This is a genomic window from Mycolicibacterium elephantis DSM 44368 (assembly GCF_004014805.1).
Classification (GTDB): Bacteria; Actinomycetota; Actinomycetes; order Mycobacteriales; family Mycobacteriaceae; genus Mycobacterium; species Mycobacterium elephantis.
Window position 1 is genome coordinate 468945 of record NZ_ATDN01000001.1, and the last position, 19717, is coordinate 488661.

General features: G+C 68.6%; 24 protein-coding genes and 2 pseudogenes. 6 read left to right on the forward strand and 20 right to left on the reverse strand.

Going from position 1 to position 19717, the window contains the following annotated elements; genetic code table 11:
* Positions 1-32: 32 nt before the first annotated feature.
* Entirely contained in the window at positions 33-752 is a 720-nt protein-coding gene (locus tag MELE44368_RS02180) for a sensor domain-containing protein (protein WP_128106954.1), read from the reverse strand.
* 7 nt (positions 753-759) lie between these two features.
* A complete protein-coding gene (lepA, locus tag MELE44368_RS02185) occupies positions 760-2607 on the reverse strand; it encodes a translation elongation factor 4 (RefSeq protein WP_128106955.1) in 1848 nt (615 codons plus the stop codon).
* An 83-nt stretch (positions 2608-2690) separates the two neighbouring features.
* Between lepA and MELE44368_RS02190 the strand changes: the two genes are divergently transcribed.
* Entirely contained in the window at positions 2691-3293 is a 603-nt protein-coding gene (locus MELE44368_RS02190; protein ID WP_046753720.1) for a type II toxin-antitoxin system PemK/MazF family toxin, read from the forward strand.
* A 99-nt stretch (positions 3294-3392) separates the two neighbouring features.
* On the opposite strand, the pseudogene MELE44368_RS02195 reads toward MELE44368_RS02190, so the two are convergent.
* Positions 3393-3647: pseudogene (locus MELE44368_RS02195) on the reverse strand (GNAT family N-acetyltransferase); the annotation flags it as partial.
* Positions 3648-3745: 98 nt separating this feature from the next.
* Between MELE44368_RS02195 and MELE44368_RS02200 the strand changes: the two are divergent.
* Both MELE44368_RS02200 and MELE44368_RS02205 read left to right on the forward strand, forming a co-directional pair.
* Positions 3746-4135, forward strand: a complete 390-nt coding sequence (locus tag MELE44368_RS02200; RefSeq protein ID WP_128106956.1) for a hypothetical protein — start codon at positions 3746-3748, stop codon at positions 4133-4135.
* On the forward strand, positions 4136-4681 hold the full coding sequence (locus MELE44368_RS02205) for a hypothetical protein (protein WP_128106957.1): 546 nt from the start codon (positions 4136-4138) through the stop codon (positions 4679-4681).
* Between the two features lie 52 nt (positions 4682-4733).
* Here MELE44368_RS02205 and MELE44368_RS02210 read toward each other — a convergent pair whose 3' ends face one another.
* The 14 genes and pseudogenes from MELE44368_RS02210 to MELE44368_RS02275 form a co-directional block, all read right to left on the reverse strand.
* Positions 4734-5927, reverse strand: a complete 1194-nt coding sequence (locus MELE44368_RS02210) for a hypothetical protein (RefSeq protein ID WP_128106958.1) — start codon at positions 5925-5927, stop codon at positions 4734-4736.
* Positions 5920-6105 carry a hypothetical protein gene (locus MELE44368_RS02215; protein ID WP_128106959.1) on the reverse strand — a complete coding sequence of 62 codons (186 nt, stop codon included), beginning with the start codon at positions 6103-6105 and terminating at the stop codon, positions 5920-5922. The genes MELE44368_RS02210 and MELE44368_RS02215 overlap by 8 nt, the downstream gene beginning before the upstream one ends.
* Positions 6102-6476 (reverse strand): P27 family phage terminase small subunit, encoded by a 375-nt coding sequence (locus tag MELE44368_RS02220; RefSeq protein WP_128106960.1) that lies wholly within the window; start codon positions 6474-6476, stop codon positions 6102-6104. The genes MELE44368_RS02215 and MELE44368_RS02220 overlap by 4 nt, the downstream gene beginning before the upstream one ends.
* A gap of 330 nt (positions 6477-6806) precedes the next feature.
* Positions 6807-7634 carry a phage major capsid protein gene (locus MELE44368_RS02225; protein WP_128106961.1) on the reverse strand — a complete coding sequence of 276 codons (828 nt, stop codon included), beginning with the start codon at positions 7632-7634 and terminating at the stop codon, positions 6807-6809.
* Positions 7635-7788: 154 nt separating this feature from the next.
* Entirely contained in the window at positions 7789-8346 is a 558-nt protein-coding gene (locus MELE44368_RS02230) for a hypothetical protein (RefSeq protein WP_128106962.1), read from the reverse strand.
* Complete coding sequence (locus MELE44368_RS02235) at positions 8336-8572, reverse strand: hypothetical protein (RefSeq protein ID WP_128106963.1); 237 nt, start codon at positions 8570-8572, stop codon at positions 8336-8338. The genes MELE44368_RS02230 and MELE44368_RS02235 overlap by 11 nt, the downstream gene beginning before the upstream one ends.
* Positions 8569-8754, reverse strand: coding sequence for a hypothetical protein (locus tag MELE44368_RS02240; protein ID WP_128106964.1), 186 nt, complete (start codon positions 8752-8754; stop codon positions 8569-8571). The genes MELE44368_RS02235 and MELE44368_RS02240 overlap by 4 nt, the downstream gene beginning before the upstream one ends.
* Complete coding sequence (locus MELE44368_RS02245) at positions 8751-9032, reverse strand: hypothetical protein (protein ID WP_128106965.1); 282 nt, start codon at positions 9030-9032, stop codon at positions 8751-8753. The genes MELE44368_RS02240 and MELE44368_RS02245 overlap by 4 nt, the downstream gene beginning before the upstream one ends.
* Positions 9029-9310 carry a hypothetical protein gene (locus MELE44368_RS02250; RefSeq protein WP_128106966.1) on the reverse strand — a complete coding sequence of 94 codons (282 nt, stop codon included), beginning with the start codon at positions 9308-9310 and terminating at the stop codon, positions 9029-9031. Before MELE44368_RS02250 ends, MELE44368_RS02245 begins: the two co-directional genes overlap by 4 nt.
* A gap of 201 nt (positions 9311-9511) precedes the next feature.
* A complete protein-coding gene (locus MELE44368_RS02255) occupies positions 9512-10879 on the reverse strand; it encodes an AAA family ATPase (protein ID WP_128106967.1) in 1368 nt (455 codons plus the stop codon).
* A gap of 98 nt (positions 10880-10977) precedes the next feature.
* Positions 10978-11208, reverse strand: a complete 231-nt coding sequence (locus MELE44368_RS02260; RefSeq protein WP_128106968.1) for a hypothetical protein — start codon at positions 11206-11208, stop codon at positions 10978-10980.
* A 429-nt stretch (positions 11209-11637) separates the two neighbouring features.
* Positions 11638-12525 carry a tyrosine-type recombinase/integrase gene (locus MELE44368_RS02265; protein ID WP_241566437.1) on the reverse strand — a complete coding sequence of 296 codons (888 nt, stop codon included), beginning with the start codon at positions 12523-12525 and terminating at the stop codon, positions 11638-11640.
* A 110-nt stretch (positions 12526-12635) separates the two neighbouring features.
* Positions 12636-13028, reverse strand: a pseudogene (locus MELE44368_RS02270) (GNAT family N-acetyltransferase); the annotation flags it as partial.
* Positions 13028-13459, reverse strand: coding sequence for a CBS domain-containing protein (locus MELE44368_RS02275; protein WP_046753734.1), 432 nt, complete (start codon positions 13457-13459; stop codon positions 13028-13030). The pseudogene MELE44368_RS02270 and the gene MELE44368_RS02275, both read right to left, overlap by 1 nt.
* A gap of 261 nt (positions 13460-13720) precedes the next feature.
* Between MELE44368_RS02275 and MELE44368_RS02280 the strand changes: the two genes are divergently transcribed.
* Positions 13721-14578, forward strand: coding sequence for a ribonuclease Z (locus MELE44368_RS02280; protein ID WP_064890530.1), 858 nt, complete (start codon positions 13721-13723; stop codon positions 14576-14578).
* Between the two features lie 133 nt (positions 14579-14711).
* A complete protein-coding gene (gene rpsT / locus MELE44368_RS02285) occupies positions 14712-14972 on the forward strand; it encodes a 30S ribosomal protein S20 (protein WP_046753717.1) in 261 nt (86 codons plus the stop codon).
* Between the two features lie 29 nt (positions 14973-15001).
* Here the strand turns inward: rpsT and holA are convergent, their stop codons facing one another.
* From holA to MELE44368_RS02300, 3 genes are read right to left on the reverse strand one after another with little or no spacing between them, the layout of a single operon-like run.
* Positions 15002-15964, reverse strand: a complete 963-nt coding sequence (holA, locus tag MELE44368_RS02290; RefSeq protein WP_046753716.1) for a DNA polymerase III subunit delta — start codon at positions 15962-15964, stop codon at positions 15002-15004.
* Positions 15961-17505 (reverse strand): ComEC/Rec2 family competence protein, encoded by a 1545-nt coding sequence (locus tag MELE44368_RS02295; protein WP_128107015.1) that lies wholly within the window; start codon positions 17503-17505, stop codon positions 15961-15963. Before MELE44368_RS02295 ends, holA begins: the two co-directional genes overlap by 4 nt.
* A 5-nt stretch (positions 17506-17510) precedes the next feature.
* Positions 17511-18344: a ComEA family DNA-binding protein gene (locus MELE44368_RS02300; RefSeq protein ID WP_128106969.1), complete on the reverse strand. Its 834-nt coding sequence runs from the start codon at positions 18342-18344 to the stop codon at positions 17511-17513.
* Between the two features lie 158 nt (positions 18345-18502).
* Here MELE44368_RS02300 and MELE44368_RS02305 point away from each other — a divergent pair, with 158 nt between their 5' ends.
* Positions 18503-19300 carry a hypothetical protein gene (locus MELE44368_RS02305; protein ID WP_128106970.1) on the forward strand — a complete coding sequence of 266 codons (798 nt, stop codon included), beginning with the start codon at positions 18503-18505 and terminating at the stop codon, positions 19298-19300.
* Positions 19301-19717: the final 417 nt, after the last annotated feature.

Here is a 19717-nt window from a genome sequence, read left to right on the forward strand (position 1 = left end):
GACTGCCCGGGAAACCGTGGCCGTCGCGTGCGTCACGAGATTCCGATCTTCTGCAACATCAGGTTGGCGACGGAAACCGCGTCCTGCGCGCCCGTCGGGCCCGCACCTGCGGTGTCCGAAATCTCCACGTCCACAACACAATCCGACGCCACACCCAGCGCACGCTGAACCGTCGACCCGGCGTCGTGCATCACGACCGCCGACACCGTTCTGCGGTCGATGTCCACGTCGGTGATCCTGCTGGCGCCGTCCGTGTGGGCGTCGGGTCGGCGCAGCACCAGCGTCTGCCCGTTGCAGCGGTGCCACTTGTCGGCCGCGGCGGCGAAGAACTCCTGCGCGTCGTCGGGGTTGGCGAACTGAACCACCCCGAAAGATCCCGTCGACGACGGGCCGTCGGCGTCTCCGCCCGCCCACGACCGACTGGCGACGGTGCGCGCCGAACCGGCGTCATACACCACCTTCTGCAGCCGATAGGCCGTGCTGACACAGTCGGCGGGCGTCGCTTCGGCCGCCCCGACGCTGTGCAGCAGCATGTCGGCTCCGCCCGAGACGAGCGGCCCCATCAACCCGACGGCGCCCAGCATCGTGGCCAGTTCGTCGGAGGTGGGCAACACCTGGTCGAGCGCGCGCACCGGCGACGGCTTGACGACCTCGGAGATGTGCACAGCGGGGGCGTCGGCGACCTGCGTCGCACACCCGGCGAGAACCACGCACGCGCTCAGCGCAGCGGCCGTCGTCGCGCGCGGATGCATCGGATGCCTACTTCTTGGCCTTGTCGGCGGACGTGTCGGTGGACAGGGCGGCGACGAACGCCTCCTGCGGCACCTCGACCCGCCCGATCGTCTTCATCCGCTTCTTGCCTTCCTTCTGCTTCTCCAGCAGCTTGCGCTTACGGCTGATGTCACCGCCGTAGCACTTCGATAGCACGTCTTTGCGGATCGCGCGGATGTTTTCGCGAGCTATGATCTTGGACCCGATCGCCGCCTGGACCGGAACTTCGAACTGCTGACGCGGGATGAGCTCCTTGAGCTTGGTCGTCATCTTGTTGCCGTAGGCGTACGCCGCGTCCTTGTGCACGATCGCCGAGAACGCGTCGACCGGCTCGCCCTGCAGCAGGATGTCGACCTTGACCAGATCGGCCTCCTGCTCGCCGGCCTCTTCGTAGTCGAGGCTGGCGTACCCGCGGGTGCGGGATTTCAGCGAGTCGAAGAAGTCGAAGATGATCTCGCCCAACGGCATCGTGTAGCGCAGCTCGACGCGCTCGGGCGACAGGTAGTCCATGCCGGCGAGCTCGCCCCGGCGCGACTGGCACAGTTCCATGATCGCGCCGATGAACTCGCTGGGCGCGATGATGGTCGTCTTGACGACGGGCTCGTACACGGCGCGCTGCTTGCCCCCCGGCCAGTCCGACGGGTTGGTCACCAGTTGTTCCGAACCGTCTTCGGTCACAACGCGGTACACGACGTTGGGTGAGGTGGAGATCAGGTCGAGGTTGAACTCGCGCTCGAGGCGCTCGCGGGTGATCTCCATGTGCAGCAGCCCGAGGAAGCCGCAGCGGAAACCGAATCCGAGCGCCACCGACGTCTCGGGCTCCCACGTCAGCGCGGCGTCGTTGAGCTGCAGGCGGTCCAGCGCGTCGCGCAGGTCCGGATAGTCGGAGCCGTCGACCGGATACAGCCCGGAATACACCATGGGCTTGGGCTCGCGGTAGCCCGTCAGCGGCTCGGCGGCGCCGTCGCGCGCGGTCGTCACGGTGTCACCGACCTTGGACTGGCGCACGTCTTTGACGCCGGTGATCAGATAGCCGACCTCCCCGACGCCGAGGCCGTCGGCGGGCTTGGGTTCCGGGGAGACGATGCCGACCTCGAGAAGTTCGTGGGTGGCGCCGGTGGACATCATCTTGATCCGCTCGCGCGGCACGATCTTGCCGTCGACGACGCGGACATAGGTCACCACACCGCGGTAGGTGTCATAGACCGAGTCGAAGATCATCGCCCGTGCGGGCGCGTCGGCGTCGCCGGTGGGCGGCGGCACCTCGCGCACGATGTGGTCGAGCAGGTCGGGGACCCCGTCGCCGGTCTTGCCCGAGACCCGCAGCACGTCCTCGGGTTCGCAGCCGATGATGTGGGCGATCTCGGCGGCATAGCGATCCGGGTCGGCGGCGGGCAGGTCGATCTTGTTGAGCACCGGGATGATCACCAGGTCGCGATCCAGCGCCAGATAAAGGTTGGCCAGGGTCTGGGCCTCGATGCCCTGGGCGGCGTCCACCAGCAGCACCGCACCCTCGCACGCCTCCAACGCCCGCGACACCTCGTAGGTGAAGTCGACGTGGCCCGGGGTGTCGATCAAATGCAGCACGTAATCCGTGCCATCGACTTGCCAAGGCAGCCGGACGTTCTGGGCCTTGATCGTGATGCCGCGCTCGCGTTCGATGTCCATCCGGTCCAGGTACTGCGCCCGCATCGTGCGGTCGTCGACGACGCCGGTCAATTGCAGCATCCGGTCGGCCAGCGTCGACTTGCCGTGATCGATGTGGGCGATGATGCAGAAGTTCCGAATCTGCGCCGGCGCGGTGAAGGTCTGGTCGGCGAAGCTGCTGATGGGAATCTCCTGGCGAGGCGGACTATGTCGACTACCAGGGTATCCAGGGAGGCGCCGGTCAGCACAATCGCGGCTGTGCGCCTTGGCTTATGCTCGGCAATATGGCTCCGCCGTGGAAGACCTTTCAGAGGTTTGCGGAGAATTTGGTGTTCAACGAGGCGCCGAGATTCATCCGTCAGATCGGTCAATCCGAGACCGTGCAGCGCGGTCTCCAACAGGGCATCCGGATCGGTCTGGAGGCGATCGCGGGCACTTCGCGCGAGGAAGCCCCGGCGATCACGACAGGCCGGCCCGTCAGCAAGAACTTCGTGCCGACCGCCCAGCGGGCCCGCAAGCTGGTCTACGCCCCGGACCTCGACGGCCGCGCCGACCCCGGCGAGATCGTGTGGACCTGGGTGGTCTACGAGGACGACCCGACGCAGGGCAAAGACCGTCCTGTACTGGTGGTCGGGCGCGACCGGTCGACGCTGCTGGGGCTGATGCTGTCCAGCCAGGAACATCACCGCGACGACCCAAACTGGGTGGCCATCGGCAGCGGCTCGTGGGACTACGAGAGCAGGCAGAGCTGGGTGCGGCTGGACCGGGTGATCGACGTGCCCGAGGAAGGCATCCGGCGGGAGGGCGCGATCCTCGAACGCGCGAAGTTCGACCTGGTGGCCGCGCGGCTGCGCGCGGAGTACTCCTGGAGCTGACACCCCACTTTTTTTCCTTGGGCGAGCGTGCGTGTCTGAGGGCGACACGCCGGTAAAACCCCGAAGTTTGCGCACGCTCGCCGCTCGCGGGTGGGTGCCCTATCTCGGATCGCGCCACATGGGCCACATCTTCGGGCCGCCGTCGGGCAGGGTGATCTCGCCGGTGACCTCGAAGCCGAACCGCTGGTAGTAGGGAATGTTGTCGGGGTTGCTGGACTCCAGGTAGGCCGGCGCGTGTTCGGCGTCGACCCGATCCAGTCGGGACTGCATCAGGGCCCGCCCGAACCCGCCGCCGCGCACGCTGGGATCGCTGCCGATCACACCCAGATACCAGTGCGGTATTCGCGCCGTGTGCGCTGTGCTTTAACGCGCGGTGCAGCAGCAACGCCAAACGCTGTGCGTGTAGGTATCTTCGGGTCAGCTAACCCCGGCCGCCGGGACAAGGAGACACCATGCAACAACCGTCGACCGTCAACTGCCGCTACTGCACCGTGCCCACCCGCAGCCCCGACCGGGTGTGCGACTTCTGCGTCGACTACCGGCCACCGGGCGACGAGGGCCGCCGGGTCGTGTTCGCGCCGGACCAGTGCGCAGCCGATGCGGTCGCAGTGCGCGCATCCTGCACTGTGACCGCCGCCGGGGCGATCCTCGACACCGACGGCGAACACCCCGGCGTGCATGTGTCGCTGCCCGAACGCAGACCGTTGACGTTCGACGAAGCACGCGCGGCCGCGCTCGCGCTGCTCGACGCAGCCAACCAGGTCGAGCAGTGGGCGCGCGAGGCTGCCAAGCAACGCCACCCCGCCAACGTGGGGCGCGCGGACGAAAGGGGCACACGGTAGATGCGGCGCGAACCGTGGTGGATTTCCGGCCTGCACATCGACACGGCCGGAAGCTACAGCTACGACGGCCAGTTGACCGCCGAGCAGTTCTCGACGGCGTGCGGGCATGTGGGCCGCAACGACGCACCCAAGCTGCTGCACGACCTGTGGCTCGCTGGGGCGGTCGACCTATCCGCGTATCCCGGCGCTGTCGCCGAGGTGTGGTCGCTGTGCGAGTTCCCGGCCGACGCGATCGACGTTTGGGTCGACCTGTTCACCGAGGCCGGATACACGCACAACACGGCCCCCGCAGAGCGTCCGGCGCACCCGGTCACTGTCTACCGGGGCTGCCACCCTGAGCGCCGATTCGGCATGTCGTGGACCGCAGACCACGAGCAGGCCCGCTGGTTCGCCGCGCGCAACCTCGGCGGCGGCGTCGGCAACGTCTACAAGGTGACGGCGCAGCCGGGCTGGCTGCTCGCGTACATCGGCGACAAGGTGCGCGGCGAGTCCGAGTACGTCATCGACCCGGCGCACTTATCCGACAGCGTGGTGGCGCGCACGTAACGCTCATCGACACGAACGCCCGGCCAGCCTCCCGGCCGGGCGTTCGCTTGTCTTAGTAGTCCTGGGCGGTGAAATCCCTTATCCCATCAGAGAACAACTCGACACCAGACGCGCGGCGATGCTGAAACGCGAAACACGTAAACACGCCGGGCGTCACCACGTGCTCGCTGTCAGTCCAGGCGCACGACGCCGCACCGTCCTTAAACACGGTGTACGTCCACACCCCGCCCGACAGGGACGGCCGCAATTCGATCTTCGTGTTGTTGTCGGTGTCATCGTTCGACGACGCCACCGCAGTGATCGACGCCCCGGCCTTGACGAACAATTCGCACGACGGCGGGTTCGACGCCGCAGCAGAATCCACCGTGCAAAACACGCCGTCGGTGAACTCGTCATCCGAGCCGTGCACACCGCAGCCAACACCCCGATTGTTCGGCAAGCCAACAACATTGGCCGCCGTCACGATCGCGCGATGCCGAAGCGTGCTCATCGGCGTCAAATACACGCCGCCGCCGTAAAAGTTGCCCTCACCCGACCCGACCGCAACGTCTCGAATGATCGCGCCGCTGGTGACCTCGAAGCCGATCCCCCAATCAGCGAACACACCAACCGGATACGTCGACGCCACCGGCACATAGGTGGGGTCGCCGGGCGCTGCCGGTATCACGTCCAACACGCCAGCCGTGTCGAGGATCAGCACCGCGCCGGGATCAACGACAACCGGAGTAGCCAACTCTGCGGACCACTGAAAGAACGTGCCGCGATCCGAGTAAATCGCATGTTGACGGCCGGGTGGATGATCCGTCAGCCGTGGGTTGGCCCACACGCTTAGGTGAGTAATGACCGCCGACTCAGAGAACAAACGCTGATAGCGGGCAGGGTATTCGGCGGCATGGGCGACGACACCGGGGGCGAAGATTGGGCGGGCTGGCCGCACCGCTGCACGCGCAGCCGCCCTTTTCGGCCTGACGGGGTCGTCAAGAGGTTCCGTGGACTCATAAACGTCGAACGGGGCCAGGTTGTCGAAACCATCCGGCCCCGGCGGCCCGGTGTGATACTGCACGTATCTGGCACCCCAGAAGCGGCGAATGCTGTCGGGAGGGTCCGGCAACCCCCAGTCGTCGGCCGCCGAGTTGGGCCACCGGCTTGGGCTCGGATACGGATTGCCTGCTGCAATCCATGCAGCAATTTGCGCGAGACGCGGGTGGCTCCACGGCGTGAAATTCGTCAAACCGATTTCAGGCATCGACACGCCCCCCGCCGAGCTGGTCCCGCCGCGCGGCCTGCATAGCCGCCAGCGCCTCCCACGAGCCGCACTGCACCCCGTCGAACGTCAACAACTCGCAGGGGTCAAACGGCGCGTCCGGCGTCGCCGCAGCCACCGCGATGGGGTCGACCTGCTCGGGGTCGCGGCGGCGTCTCACGGCGCACCCACATTCGCCTGATACACGCCACGCGCCGACCGGCGCTGCCGCTTCTTCTGCTCGTCGCCGTCCTCGACGACACCAGTAGGCAAGCCGAGCGCCGCAACCAGACGCGCCAACGTGATCCGCTGCTGCCGCAACTCGGCGGCCGCCGGGTGCGCCTTCAACCCCTGCGGGGAGTCGACGATCGCGCCGTCAGCATCCAACCGGGCCTGCAACTGGTCGAGCAGATCGACCGTGCGACACGCCTGCAACAACAGGGCGGTCTCGTGCTGGGTCAACTCGTCGTAGTCGTCGACGACGGCCAACCACAAGCGGCGGCCCGACCATTTCAAACCGTCGGGAACCTCAGTATCGGGCGTATTCGTCATGGGTGAACCTTCCAATAGGTCAACATGTTTCAGGCTGGGAGAGGGAAGCCCGCCTAAGCCGTCGAGGTGCGGGACGGGGGGGGTGCGGGGGCTACCCCCTGGGGTGTTGGCCTGGCCGTCGAGGAACGGCCACGACGGCCAGGCCGGTGCGGTGTGGCCGACCGTCGAGCGCACGCTAATGACTCGACGGTCGGCCGCGACGCGGACGGACCTGTCGCCACCGGGCGAACGGTGCGGCCGGTCCTCGGCTCCGCGCCGCCGGGTGCTCCCGCGCCTTGACTCACGCACCACCAAAAGGGAAGGCGCGGGCCGCGCACCCGACAAGCTGCTTTAACTGCCAGCCTCGCCGATGGTGAACTTGCCCAGCCGATCAGCGCGTACAGGTTTCCAGCCGATGCGCCACGTTGCGCGGATTTGCACGCTGTCGCTGGCGAACAGCGCGTGCTCGCTGGTGGCGATGCGGACGGGGCCGACGGCGGCGGCGATGGCGGCGGGGTCGACGACCAGCCCGCTGTGGGCCGGGATGAACCGCGACCGCAGGACGGGCAGCGACAGGACGAGCGCCTGGGCGTCGGTGGTGCCTGCGCCGAGAAGGCTTGCGTTGGAGTCGGTTTCGACTTTGAGTTTGCGGAACTCTGCCCAGCCGAGCGGGTCGAGGACGATCGCGCCGGGGGTGGCCCCGTTGGCTTCGAGCTGGGCGACGAGGTCGATTAGGGCGTCGAGGCTGGTGCCGATCGCGCCGCCGTCGACAACACCGGCGGCGTTGAGCAGGCCGACCGGGTCGGCGTCGCCCAAGTAGCTGCGGTCGGCTTTGGCGACGAGGTCGCGGGCGACGGAGTGCGCGAGCTGCTCGGCGGTGCGGGGCTTGCGGTGCTGCTCGGAGGACACCTGCACCAAGCGCGAGATTTTCTTCGTCTGAATGGTGACTTCGTCGAGGGCCGGGTCGTCCTCGGTGATTTCTGCGCCTTCGTCGACGTAGTCGGCGGTGTCGGCGTCGCTGACGTACGCGACACGCAACGACGGTTCGTCGCCGTCGATTTCGCCGGAGACGGTCGCGGTCCGCAGAATCAACGCGTCGGGTGTGACGTCTTCGGCCGCGAACGTGTGAACGTCGGGGGCCCACGCCTTATCGGCTGTGGTGGTGGTGATGAGGGTCATTGTGGCTCTTTCGTGCGGCGCGCACGGTTCGGCGCGCGGATCAACAAAGGTGATCGGCGGCCGCCGGGGCTCGCACAGTGCCGGGCGGCGACCAGGCCAGCCCAGCAGCAACAAGTCTAGCGTCGCCGCCGGGCCGGGCCTGTCGTGTCGCGCGTTATGTGTTGTTGCGGTGTGCTGGTGCGAATGCGTCGGCGAATCCGCGTGGCTTGCCTTCGGGGATGCCTGCGCCGGACCGTAGTGGGCTGCCCGCGCCGGGGCGCGGTGTGCGGCGTTTGGGTGGTTGGACGCCGAGCTGCTCGGCGGCTTGCTTGATCGCGGCCGCGAGTTTCCTGTCGTCGACGCCGCCGCGGCCGTCGAGCACGTCGGCGAGTTCGGCGATGGCCCACACGGCGGCAGGTTTGAGCCCGGCGGCCTTGATCGCTTTGTCGGCGGACTGGCGCTGCAGGTGTTCCACGGTGGCCTCGGCGGTCTTGGCGCGTTGGCGCAGCGTCGCGTTTTCGTGGCGCAGCTTCTTAAGGCGGCGGCCGACGACGTTGCCGTCGTCGCCGTCGTCCTGGTGCTCGTCGCCGCCGTCGTCCTGGTGCTGGGCGTCGTCGGCCGCCGGGGTGTCCGTGTCGGCGCTGAGCGTGTCCGTGGCGGCCGTATCCGTGTCGGGTGGGGTATCGGGCTGGTCGCCGGTTTCTGGCGCGTCTGCGCGGGTTTCAGCGGTCATTCTGCGGTCCTTTCGATTCAGCGGTGATCGGGCGCGTGACAGTCACGCGCTCGTGGTGCCTGGTGATCCCGTCGGCGTCGACGCTGTAATGCGTCACGTCGACGGTTTGTCCGGCCAGGCGCTCGACGTCGGCCGCCGGGCGGGGGTTGGGCAGCTCCTTGGGCGGCGGCTGGTAGTCGTCGAACGCGGCGCGCAGCGGGTCGCGCCGGTCATCTGCATCTGTCATGCGGTGTGTCCTTCCTTGCGTTGTTGGTTGCGTCGCCGCCGGTAGCGGCGGTCGGCTTCGCGGCGCTTGGTGCGGCTCTGCTCGGCGGCCTGGTCCTCGACGTCGGCGCGGTGAGCCGCCAAGTAGTCGCGCAGTGTGGCGTTGCGTGGCAGCTCGTCGACACGCAACCGGCGGCGGGTCACGAGCCGCACCTGCTGCGGGCGGCGGCCAGGAGACGCTCGACGCGGAACGCTTTGCGGCGGCCCCGGTGCGACAGCGTCACCTGCGGATGCCCTCGAACGTCGCGCACCTGCACCAGTTCGACGCCCGTCAGCCGCCGGTGCTTGCCGGTGCTGCGCTCGACCACGACCCGGTCGAGGCTGCGCACCGCGCCGCAACGCAGCTCGATTTCGTAGCCGGGCCAGCCGGGCACGGCTACCCATTCGGCGGCCGCCGGGGTGGGGGGCATGTTCTCGCTCATTCGGCTGCCCTTCCGTGGCGGCGCATCCGGCGGCGTTCCCGGCGCGGCACCCCGGCGAGCACACGCTGCCGATACCAGGGGCAGGTGCCGTCGTGCATCACGTTGGCGACGAGGACGCGGTCGGAGACCCGGCGCATTTCAACGTGCGCGGTGCAGTCGGGGCACGGCTCGGCGGCTATCGCTTGCAGGAGCGCGGCAGTCGTGTCGTTCACTTCGATGTGGTTCCTTTCAACCTTGGGGATGTTTGCTGGCGGGTTGGTAGTTCCCAGTCGGCTCATGTGCTCCTTGTGTCGAGACTGAGTGAGTGAGTGCCTTCGGTGCGAGCTGCGAAAATAGGTGTCACCGAAGAACGGAAGAAACTCATAAAATTCCGATAAAAGGCCTGGTGGCACCGAAGGCACTCACTCACTCATTTCCTCCGGTAAGGCACTCATCGACCCGGCGGCCGAACACGCGCCAGATTTGTTTGCTGTGCTCGTTCACGAGGTCGGCTCCGTTGTTGTGAACCGGCCGCCGGGGCCGCGACGAATCGGCCCGCCTGTGTCGTTGAACGGTTTCGCGTCGGAACGGCCCCAGTGCCAGGCCAGCCCGTCCTTGTGTGTGCGGTATCCCCGGCGGTCCCTCGCGAGGGCGAGCGCTTTCTCGGTGTGGCCGAACCGTTGTCCGGCCGACACGACCTCGGCCACTGGGAGCCAGGCCGTGTCGGGGTGGGTGTCGAACCAGGCGTCGAGCCATTGCCCGGCCGACATGGGGCGCTGCTGCTTCCCTTCGGCCATGAGTAGGTCGCTCACGGACGTTTCGGTGGGGTCGCCCATGACGAACCGGGCGACCTCGCCCCGGCGGTCGTCGTCGGCGACGAACGCCGCCGGTTCGATGCGGTAGGTGAGGTTCAGCCCGGCGGGCCCGGCCGAGTTCTTGCCCTGCGACATGATGCGGGTGCCGTCGTCGGTTTGGCGGTCGACAGCGAATCCGAACACAGCGCGCGCTACTTCGCCGAACGCCGAGCTGCCGTTGATCGCGGCGACGATATCGCCGCTGGTGGCGGTTTTCACAAGGTGCGTGACGCCAAGCACGACGCCGCAGATTTTTTCGGCGATCCGCACCCACGGGTCGAGGGCGTCGCGTATCTCGTTGGACTTGTACAGGTCTGCGCCGCTGGTCAGTGTCGACATGAGCGGGTCGAGCACAACGACCCGTATGTCGTGCTGCGCGAACATGGCTGTCAGTTCGGCTTCGTCGGCGGCGGCTTTGATGGTGGCGGGGTCGTCGCCGCGCTGCACGAAGAAAACGCGTTCCATGTCGGCCCCGGCGGCCTTGAGTGACGGTGCCACAACGGATTGCCAGTGTTCTTCGGTGGCGATGTAGGCGACGTTGACGGGTTGGCCTTCCCAGTGGCCGGGCAGGGTGCCTGCCGACCATCCGGCGGCGAACCACCGTGCGCACGTTGATTTTCCGGCGGCTGGACGCCCGGCGAACAGGGTCAGCGCGGCAATTGGGATGCGTCCGGCTCCGTTGTGCGTCCACGCCCAATCAGTCACGGCTACGGCGATGTTGGACGCTTTGACGAGGCGTAGCGCCGGTTTCGGCGTCGCAGCCTGTTTGAGTCCGGCGGTGACTGCGGCTTGCGCGGCGGGGTTGGCGCTGTACGAATCGAGCGGATGCTGGCGGGTGTTGCGGCCGGTGAGCGCGTCGAACGCTTCGAGCATTTCGTCTTCGGTCATGTCGTCGGCGTCGAATGTCCAGTCAGCTTCGCGCTGCTGGAAGGCGGCGATGGCTTGCGCGGTTGGGGTTTGCACGTCTGCGGCGCAGATGAGTTGTGTCTCGACGGCTGCGGTATGGTCTGTCATGTTGGGGCATTCCTAGACTCCTGGTGAGAGTTGCGGGAATTGTTTTCGTGAGCGGTGTCGCCGCCGGGGCCTGGTGGGTCTCGGCGGCGACGCTCTTTTTAGGCGGTGGCTTGTTGCCGCCGGACCTGCGCGGACTTGAACGCCATGCGTTGATAGTGGGCTCTGCGGAGTGCTTCTGCGCGTTTGGCGCGTTCGGCTGGCAGTAGCACACCTTCGGGGTCGGCGAGGCGTTCGAAGCGTGCTGCGGCTGCGGCGCGGGCTTTCGCGGTGCGGGCTGCGCGGTCCGGTGTGCGCGCCCATGATTCGAAGGCGGCGATGCGTGCGCGCATAACTCGTTGGGCGGGTGTGAGTTTCGACATTTCAAGGGCTCCGATCCAAGGCGTCATTCGTCGCTTGGACCGGCCTCTCATCTGCGACCACCCACGACTCGGGTCAGATGACGTTGGCCGATCAGATTGCTTGCGGCACAACCGATCGTCCCACCCCGCTTGCGGCGGGGCAGCCAGCCCGGTCGGTGGGTCCGCGCCAAGGTTCGTGAGCTAGGTCTTATAGCGCGGCCGCCGGGTTGAAAACATGTGTAGCACAGCGGACGGGACACATGGTTTTGTGTCGGCGATGCTGTGTGCAAGCGGCAAAGTGGTGTAGTAGCGGTCCCCGTTGAACACCGTGCTATCAACCCGATCTTGGCCGGGCCGTCAGCGTCTAGACGCTATCTAGATGCTGACGAATTGCGCAGCGCCAGTGAAACCTTTGGGCCTCTACAGGTCGCCGAGCCCCAGCGTGCGCGCCTCGGCGGCGGCCCGCTCGGCCGCGCTCGCCCCGGTGTAGCGGTCGATCATGTCGCGGCGCGCCCACCCCGCAACAGCCATCAGGCCGCCCTCGGAACCCCCGGCGGCCAGCCATCGGGTTGCGGCGGTGTGGCGCAGCCGGTGCAGGTGGAACCCGTCGATTCCGGCGGCGCGGGCGCGGAGTTTCAGCGCGTCGTCGAGTCCGTGGTAGCCGAACGTTTTGCCGCCGCCGCCCAGCCACAGCGCAGACGTGTCGGCGAGCCGGTGCTGGCGGCGGGCGCGTAGGTAGCGGTCGAGGGCGGCGGCGGTCTGCGCACCGAACGGCACGGTGCGGCCTTTGCCGCCTTTGCCGCGTCGGATCGCGGCCAGGCCGCGCGCCAGGTCGACGTCGCCCACTGTCATGTCGAGGGTTTCGGCGGCGCGTGAGCCGGTTTCGGCCATGAACCGCACGGCGGCCTCGTCGCGGCGGTCAACGAACTTTTTGCCGTGGCAGGCGGCGATGAGGGCGCGGAGCTGGTCGTCGGTGAGGGCGTCGACGAGTTTGGTGTCGAGGCGCGGCGGCCGCGACCCGGCGAGCGGGTCGGCGTCGAGTTCGCCCTCGGCGGTGAGCCAGGCGGTGAATCGGCGTAGCGCTTTGTGGCGGGCGTGCGCGGTGGCTGGTTGGGCTCCGGCGGCGAGCATGTCGGCTATGAAGGTTCGGGCGGCCTCGGCGGTGAGGACCGCCGGGCGGCCGGTGGCTGCGCACCAGCGTAGGTATGCGGTGATTCCGGCGGTGTAGGTGCGGACGGTGCCGGGTGCCTTGTGTTCGGCGCGCATGGCGAGCCGCCAGGACTCTAGTAGTTCGGGCAGGTTGGTCACCAGCAAAGGGTAACCCGAGCGGGTTTCTAGGGATAGTGCGCTGTGCTTCGTGGTATCCTCGACGAGCCGGGCCAAAAGGCCAGGTCAACCAAGGTAAGGCGGCCGGACGCTACCCCCAGATACCAGTGCGGCTCCTCGGGATGACGTTCCTTCATCAGCTCGGAGATCTGGCGTCCGCGGCGCGCACCTGTGCCCATCGCGAGCAGGAAGCCGGGCATCATCCGGAGCTCTTCGACCGGCGACTGCTTCCAGCGCCCCGGCGGGTCCCACAGCGCGGCCGCGCCGATGCCGTCGGAGCCGAGCGCGACCTCGACGCCGCCGCCGGCCAGGAAGTGGTGGCGCGTCATGGCCGCGAACATCCGCCCCAACCCGCCGGCCCGACGGCGGTCGTCGGGCAGCATCCACCGCATCACGGGGTCGTCGTAGAAGGCGCGGCCCAACGTGCCGGCCAAGTGCCGGATATCGGCTTTTCGGGGGGGTCGGACGTCGATGGCGAACGGCATCAGCCGCCCTGGGTGATGTAGGCCTCCAGCTGCTCCTGCTGTGCCTCCAGCTCCTCCATCCGGGTCTTGACCACGTCGCCGATGCTGACGATTCCGGCGAGTCGGCCGTTCTCCATCACCGGGACATGACGCACCCGGTTGGTGGTCATCAGCGCGCTGAGGCTGTCCACCGAATCATTGGGTGAACAGGTCGCCACCAGCGTGGACATGATCTCTGACACCGGCCGTGGGAGCAGCTCGGCGCCTCGTTTCTGCAACGCGCGCACGACGTCGCGTTCGGACACGATGCCGACCAAACCATCCGGCGAAACCACCACCATCGCGCCGATGTTGTGCACGCTCAGCTCAGTCAGCAGCCCCGCGACCGAAGTCTCGGGGGTGATGGTCGCCACCGACGCACCCTTGTTGCGCAATACGTCCGCGATCCGCATCGATGCCTCCGTTTCAGTGATCTTCCTCACATCAGGCTAGGTCGGAGGGACGAAACGCGAAAGGTTTTGGCATTGCTGTCCCAAAATCGCGGCCGCGTGTCACGGCCGCGGCACCGCCCGAAACAGCCCACGTGAAAGCGGCGACACGAGCGCTCTGTGCAGCGGTCCGTCGAGGGTGATCATGAATTGCTCGTCGCCACACTGGATTTCGATCGAGCCAATAGCGCACTTTTGACACAACCGTCAGGTATATGTGGGGCCATGATCGAGGTGACGCTGCTCGGAACTGGAAGTCCGATTCCCGACGCGAACCGGGCGGGCCCGTCGACGCTGGTGCGCGCTGGAGGGCAGACGTTCCTCATCGACTGCGGTCGCGGCGTGCAGCAGCGCATGACGGCCGCGGGTGCCGGCGCCAACGGGCTGGCCGCGCTGCTGCTGACGCACCTGCACAGCGACCACATCGCCGACCTGGGCGACCTGATCATCAGCCGCTGGGTCACCACGTTCACCCCCGACCAGCCGCCATTTCCGATCATCGGACCGCCGGGTACCGCCGAGGTGGTCGACGCCACGCTCAAAGCGTTCGGCTTCGACATCGGCTACCGGATCGCACACCATGACGACCTGACATCCCCGCCCCCGGTCGAGGTGCATGAGTACACCGACGGCGTGGTGTGGAACCACGACGGCGTGACGATCACGGCGGCCCCGACCGATCACCGGCCGGTCGCCCCGACGATCGGTTTCCGCGTCGAGCACGCCGACGCGTCGGTGGTGCTGGCCGGCGACACCGTCCCGTGCGAAAGCCTCGACAAGCTGGCCGCGGGCGCGGGCGCGCTTGTGCACACGGTGATCCGAAAAGACCTGATCGACGCGCTGCCGATGCAGCGCCTGCGCGACATCTGCGACTACCACTCCTCGGTCGAGGAGGCCGCGGCGACCGCGGCCCGCGCCGGGGTCGGCATCCTCATCCTCACCCACTACGTCCCGGCGATTGAACCGGGTCAGGAGGACGAGTGGCGCGCGCTGGCCGCCTCGGCGTTCGACCGGCAGATCGAGTTGGGTGACGACCTGCACCGCGTCGAGGTGCACCCCGGCGTCGGCGTGAAGCCCAGCTGACCCATAGCGGCAGGCCAGCGGGCCTCGCTTTGGGGGTTTGCGGTGCTCGCTGGTACCCTGAGCAGTCGCTGCCCGTAGGTCGGGCGCCCACAGACTTGCCCAACCCAGTCGAGATTTACGAAGGAATATCCGCGTGGCCAACATCAAGTCGCAGATGAAGCGCAACCGCACCAACGAGAAGCGCAGGCTGCGCAACAAGTCGGTGAAGTCGTCGCTTCACACCGCGGTGCGCGGATTCCGGGCGGCCGTCGACGCCGGCGACAAGGAGAAGGCCGGCGAGCTGCTGCTGTCCACCAGCCGTCAGCTGGACAAGGCCGCCAGCAAGGGCGTCATCCACAAGAACCAGGCCGCCAACCGCAAGTCGGCGTTGGCCCGCGCGTTCAACAAGCTCTGAGCCGCCGCCGCGTTACTTCTGCAGTCTTTTCAGTCCGCCGCTAGTTCGGCGACTTTGCGCACCGTCGATTCCAGCGCGTGATCGGCGTCGGCTGCGGCGCCCTTGACGTCGGCGTTCAGCGCCGCGACGAGGCGCATCGCCTCGGCCACCGACGCCCGCGACCACCGCCGCGCCTGCTTTTGCGCCTTCTGCACCCGCCACGGCGGCATGCCCAACTCCGACGCCAGCCGGTAGGGGTCCCCGGACAGCGGGGCCACCCGGGCGATGGTGTGCACGGCCTCGGCCAACGCGTCGGCCAGCACCACCTGGGGCTCGCCGCTCATCATCGCCCACCGCAGCGCCTCGGCGGCGCCCGCGACGTCGCCGACGACCGCTTTGTCGGCGATGTCGAAACCCTTCACCTCCGCTTTGCCCGAGTGATAGCGGCGCACCGCCGCGGCGGTAACCGCGCCGCCGGTGTCGGCGACCAGCTGTGAACACGCCGACGCCAGCTCGCGGATGTCCGAGCCGACCGCGTCGAGCACGGCGGTGACGGTGTCGTCGTCGACCTTGGTTTTCAACGCGCGGAACTCGGCCCGCACGAAGTCGGCGCGCTCACGCGGCTTGGTGATCCGGGCACATGGATGCACCTGTGCGCCAAGCTTTTTGAGTTGATCCGCGAGGGCCTTGGCGCGGCCGCCGCCGGAGTGCACGACGACGAGCATGGTGCCGGGCGGCAGGTCGGCCGCCGCGGCGGCGATGACGGCGACCGCGTCCTTACCGGCCTCCCCCGCCGACTCCAGCACCACCACCCGTTCGTCGGCGAACAACGACGGGCTGAGCAGCTCGGCGAGTTCACTGGCGCTGACCTCCCCGGCGCGCAGCCGGTCGACCGGCACGTCGGCCGTGCCCGCGCTCTTGCGGGCCGCACGCAGCACAGCCGCCACCGCCCGTTCGACCAGCAGCTCCTCGTCACCGAGGACCAGGTGCAACCGCGAAACCTCTTGACTCACTCCCCGATCGTGTCATGTCCGGCCGACATGTCCGACACCGTCCACGCCACCAGGCAGATCGCGGCAGCGCACACCGCGATCCGCACCGACCGCCATCGCCACGCAAGCGTGCCCAGGACGCCGCTCGCCGCGACCGTCACGACCCCCAGCAGGCCCGACGGCACCGGCAGCCACGCACCGGGCACGGCCGCCGCCCAGCGCGCCACCCGCAACAACCACCACAGCTCGGGCCCGGTGAACCGGATGAGCAGTTGCGCGCCCGCCGGCCAGAGCGCACCGAGCGCCGCCGCCGCGGTGCCGATCACGGTGATCGGCGGGATCACCGCGGCCGCAGCCAGGTTCGCCCCGACGGCGACCACGCTGAACCGGCCCGAGACCCCGGCCACCAACGGGGCGGTGACAAGCTGGGCGGCGACGGCCACGGTCACCGCGTCGGCCAGCGGCTTGGGCCACCCCCGGCCGACCAGGCGTCGTGACCAGTACGGGGCCAGTACCACCAGGGCCGCCGTCGCCGACACCGACAGCGCGAAGCCGACGTCGACCGCGAGTTCCGGCGAGGCGGCCATCAACACCAGCACGCTGGCCGCCAGCGCCGGCATCGCCTGGCGGCGCCGGTGAGAGAGCAACGCCAGCAACGTGATCCCGCCCATGACCGCCGCGCGCAGCACGCTGGCCGATGGCTGCACCACGACGACGAAGGCCACCAACACCAGCCCGGCCAGCACGACCGCTGCCCGCGGACCGATCAGCCCAGCGCCCAACAGCACAGCACCGCAGACGATGGTGACGTTGGCCCCCGACACCGCGGTGAGGTGAGTCAGGCCTGACGCGCGGAATTCGGCGGTGGTCTGCGCACTCACCGACGAGGTGTCGCCCAACACCAGCGCGGGCAGCATCGCGGCCTGGTCGGCGGGCAGCACCTGACGTGAGTCGTCGGCGAAACCGCGGCGAACCCCGTGTGCGGCTCGCTGGATCGGCGACGCCTGCCCGCGGGCGATCTCGCCCGTGGCGGACAACACCGCGACGGACAGGTCGCGACGGGTCGGCCGACTGATCCTGGCGCGGAAGCCGGCGGGCTGGCCCGCCGAGAGGTCTGCGACCGCGACCGCCGAGGTGAACACGACGACCCGGCCGGTCATCTTGTTTCCGTCGAGCGTCGACAACGTTCCGCGGAACATCGCCCGGTTGCCACCCAGTACCCGAGGGCTTTCACTCGGCGTCACGACGGCCGCGGCGACCGTGCCGTACCGCGCGGTGATCGGGTGCCTGCGCTGCTCGTCGACCCGCAGCCCGACCGCAATCGAGTACGTCGCGCCGACCACGGCGACGGCGACGACAGCCGCCCGGATCGCGGCGCGGTCGGCGTCGACTCCGCGGTGGCCATCACCGAGCCACCCGGCCGCCGCCGTCAGCACGACAGCGGTGATCGCCGCGGCGACCAATCCAGTGACGTGCCAAAGGATTCCGGCCGCCGTCACCGCCCAGCAGGTCAGCGCCGCGGGCACCAGGCGCAGGTCGAGGCGATCGGGGCCGGAGTCCATCGGCGTCATACACGGACGAGGTCACGAAGCTTCTCCAGCCGCGCGGGACCGATACCGTCCACGTCACCGAGTTGTTCGACGCTGCTGAACGGCCCGTTGGCGTCGCGCCATGCGACGATCGCCGACGCCGTCACCGGCCCGATGCCGGGCAGTGTGTCGAGCTGTTCGACGGTGGCGGTGTTGAGGTCCACGACCGCATCGGGGGCGGCGGCACCGTCGGCGGGCGCTTTCGCGCCGGTCGAGGTGGTGGCGGTGTGGTCCGCGGCGACCGAGCTTCCCATCGCGGTCGGTTCACCGGGGGCCGGCGCGATACCGACGATGATCTGTTCGCCGTCGGCGACGCGTCTGGCCATGTTCAACCCGAGCAGGTCGGCGCCGTCGAGCGCTCCCCCGGCGGCGCCGAGAGCGTCGGCGATCCGCGCCCCCGGATCCAGCGTGACGAGTCCGGGTTTGTGCACCAGCCCGACGACGCTGACGACGACGGGTTGAGCCGGCGCCGGTGCGCCGCTCGGCGTCGGGCTGCCCGACGAAACCATCTGCACCGGAGGCAAGTTCGCCGACATCACCGGCGGCGGCTTGTCGCGGACGACGGTGAACACCGTCACCAGGACCGCGACGATGCCCACCGCGGCCAACGCGACGACTCCGGCCCGGCCGGGGTCCGCGCGTACGGCGGTGATCCAGCTCGGGGCGCGGTCCGTTTCGGTGTCGGGCAGCCATCGTGACAGCAGGGTGTCGGGTCGGTGGCCGTCGCCGGTTGGACGGCCCTCGTCCGCGTCGGACTCGGTCTCGGTGCCCAACCGACGCTGCAGGCGCTCGGCCGGCAATTCGGTTCCCATACGCCGAAAAGTAGGCCGCGGCGCCGACCGATTCCGGCTCCTGCGGTGACACGCCGCGCGGACTGTGGATGAATTCGCGTTTGTGGATACGGTGTCGGTGACGATTGTCCGCCGGCGGCCGCGCCAACGCATCGCCATTGCCCGTAGGGAGCGCAGCAATGGATCGTCGTACACCGATGATCGCCGGTATCACGTTCGGGGTGCTGTTCGCCGTCGCGCTGGTGATGGTTCCGGCCATGCCCGGCATCGGCCAGCCGGGCTACGACATCGTCTCCCACGTGAACGAGCACGCGGCCGCGATGCGGGCGCACGCGCTGCTGGTGGCGTTCGGAAGCCTCGCGCTGGTGGTGGTGCTCGGCCACGCCCGTGACCGGCTGACGGGGCCCGCCGCATATGTGTTCACGATCGGCTCGGCGCTGGTGCTGGTTCAGTTGCTCATCGCGACGTGGTTCACCGCGGGGTTCGCGCTGCACCCTGCTCAGCTCGGTTCGGCGACCGCGCGCACGGTCGGTGACATCGTGGCGATGTCGGCGCCCATGCTCACCATCGCCAACATCATGGTGGCCGCGCCAATCCTCTTGGCGGCCAACGAGGACCGGTTTCCGCGGTGGTTGGGGATCGCCGCTGCGGTGTTCACCGTCGAGCAGTTGATCGAGACGATCACGATCATCGGCCCGCCGGGCAGCTTCATCTCGCCGGGCGGGCCCATGAACTCCTATCTCGGTGGAGCGTTGTTCATCGCGTTCTTCACGGCCCTCGGCGTCGCGCTGGCCGTGGACTTCTCCTCACCGGTGGCGGCCGAGCGCTCGGGTCGACCAGGCGAAGTCGACGCGCGGACGAGTGAGCCCGGCGAGAAACGGGGAGACTCCGCCGACGACTCATCGCGTGAGGCCGCCGACGAGGAGCGGGCGGACCGCGTTGCCGAGGACGTTGAGGAATCTTCCGGCGAGGGTTGATCGGCTGCGACGGATGGGTCGTCGTCGCGGCCGAAGTCGGCCGCCCGATCGAGTATCTGTGACAGCTTCCCCGGTTTCGGGGGGTCGTCCGGTGCGTCCGATGTCGCTGCGACGGAAGATGTTTCGGCGGTGGTCGGCCCGGCGTCGGATGCGGCTGCCTCCCGGCGCGGCTGCGGCGGGTCGTCCGTGCGGGCGGTGGTTGTCGCCCGCGGGAACGGGTCTGCCAGGGCGGCGCTCACGTTGGTGATCGCGGTGTCGGCGGCGTCGCGGACGATGCCGCCGGCGACGGCGAGGCTCTCGGCGGCTTGGGCGGTCCCCGCCGCGATCGCCGCGAACGGATCACCCGAGAGCGCCAGTTCCTGCGCGGCGGCATCGACGGTCTGGACGACGCCCAGCAGCAGAATCTCGCCGGCTTGG

Excerpts from the sequence above, each read along its gene's own strand:
- MELE44368_RS02190 (WP_046753720.1), top strand. The coding sequence starts at position 2,691 with ATGCTCGGCAATATGGCTCCGCCGTGGAAGACCTTTCAGAGGTTTGCG.
- MELE44368_RS02225 (WP_128106961.1), bottom strand. The coding sequence starts at position 7,634 with ATGACCCTCATCACCACCACCACAGCCGATAAGGCGTGGGCCCCCGAC.
- MELE44368_RS02230 (WP_128106962.1), bottom strand. The coding sequence starts at position 8,346 with ATGACCGCTGAAACCCGCGCAGACGCGCCAGAAACCGGCGACCAGCCC.
- MELE44368_RS02255 (WP_128106967.1), bottom strand. The coding sequence starts at position 10,879 with ATGACAGACCATACCGCAGCCGTCGAGACACAACTCATCTGCGCCGCA.
- MELE44368_RS02250 (WP_128106966.1), bottom strand. The coding sequence starts at position 9,310 with ATGAGCCGACTGGGAACTACCAACCCGCCAGCAAACATCCCCAAGGTT.
- MELE44368_RS02220 (WP_128106960.1), bottom strand. The coding sequence starts at position 6,476 with ATGACGAATACGCCCGATACTGAGGTTCCCGACGGTTTGAAATGGTCG.
- MELE44368_RS02210 (WP_128106958.1), bottom strand. The coding sequence starts at position 5,927 with ATGCCTGAAATCGGTTTGACGAATTTCACGCCGTGGAGCCACCCGCGT.
- MELE44368_RS02245 (WP_128106965.1), bottom strand. The coding sequence starts at position 9,032 with ATGAGCGAGAACATGCCCCCCACCCCGGCGGCCGCCGAATGGGTAGCC.
- MELE44368_RS02300 (WP_128106969.1), bottom strand. The coding sequence starts at position 18,344 with ATGGGAACCGAATTGCCGGCCGAGCGCCTGCAGCGTCGGTTGGGCACC.
- MELE44368_RS02180 (WP_128106954.1), bottom strand. The coding sequence starts at position 752 with ATGCATCCGCGCGCGACGACGGCCGCTGCGCTGAGCGCGTGCGTGGTT.
- MELE44368_RS02280 (WP_064890530.1), top strand. The coding sequence starts at position 13,721 with ATGATCGAGGTGACGCTGCTCGGAACTGGAAGTCCGATTCCCGACGCG.
- MELE44368_RS02200 (WP_128106956.1), top strand. The coding sequence starts at position 3,746 with ATGCAACAACCGTCGACCGTCAACTGCCGCTACTGCACCGTGCCCACC.
- MELE44368_RS02260 (WP_128106968.1), bottom strand. The coding sequence starts at position 11,208 with ATGCGCGCACGCATCGCCGCCTTCGAATCATGGGCGCGCACACCGGAC.
- MELE44368_RS02205 (WP_128106957.1), top strand. The coding sequence starts at position 4,136 with ATGCGGCGCGAACCGTGGTGGATTTCCGGCCTGCACATCGACACGGCC.
- MELE44368_RS02295 (WP_128107015.1), bottom strand. The coding sequence starts at position 17,505 with ATGGACTCCGGCCCCGATCGCCTCGACCTGCGCCTGGTGCCCGCGGCG.
- MELE44368_RS02305 (WP_128106970.1), top strand. The coding sequence starts at position 18,503 with ATGGATCGTCGTACACCGATGATCGCCGGTATCACGTTCGGGGTGCTG.
- MELE44368_RS02275 (WP_046753734.1), bottom strand. The coding sequence starts at position 13,459 with ATGCGGATCGCGGACGTATTGCGCAACAAGGGTGCGTCGGTGGCGACC.
- MELE44368_RS02235 (WP_128106963.1), bottom strand. The coding sequence starts at position 8,572 with ATGACAGATGCAGATGACCGGCGCGACCCGCTGCGCGCCGCGTTCGAC.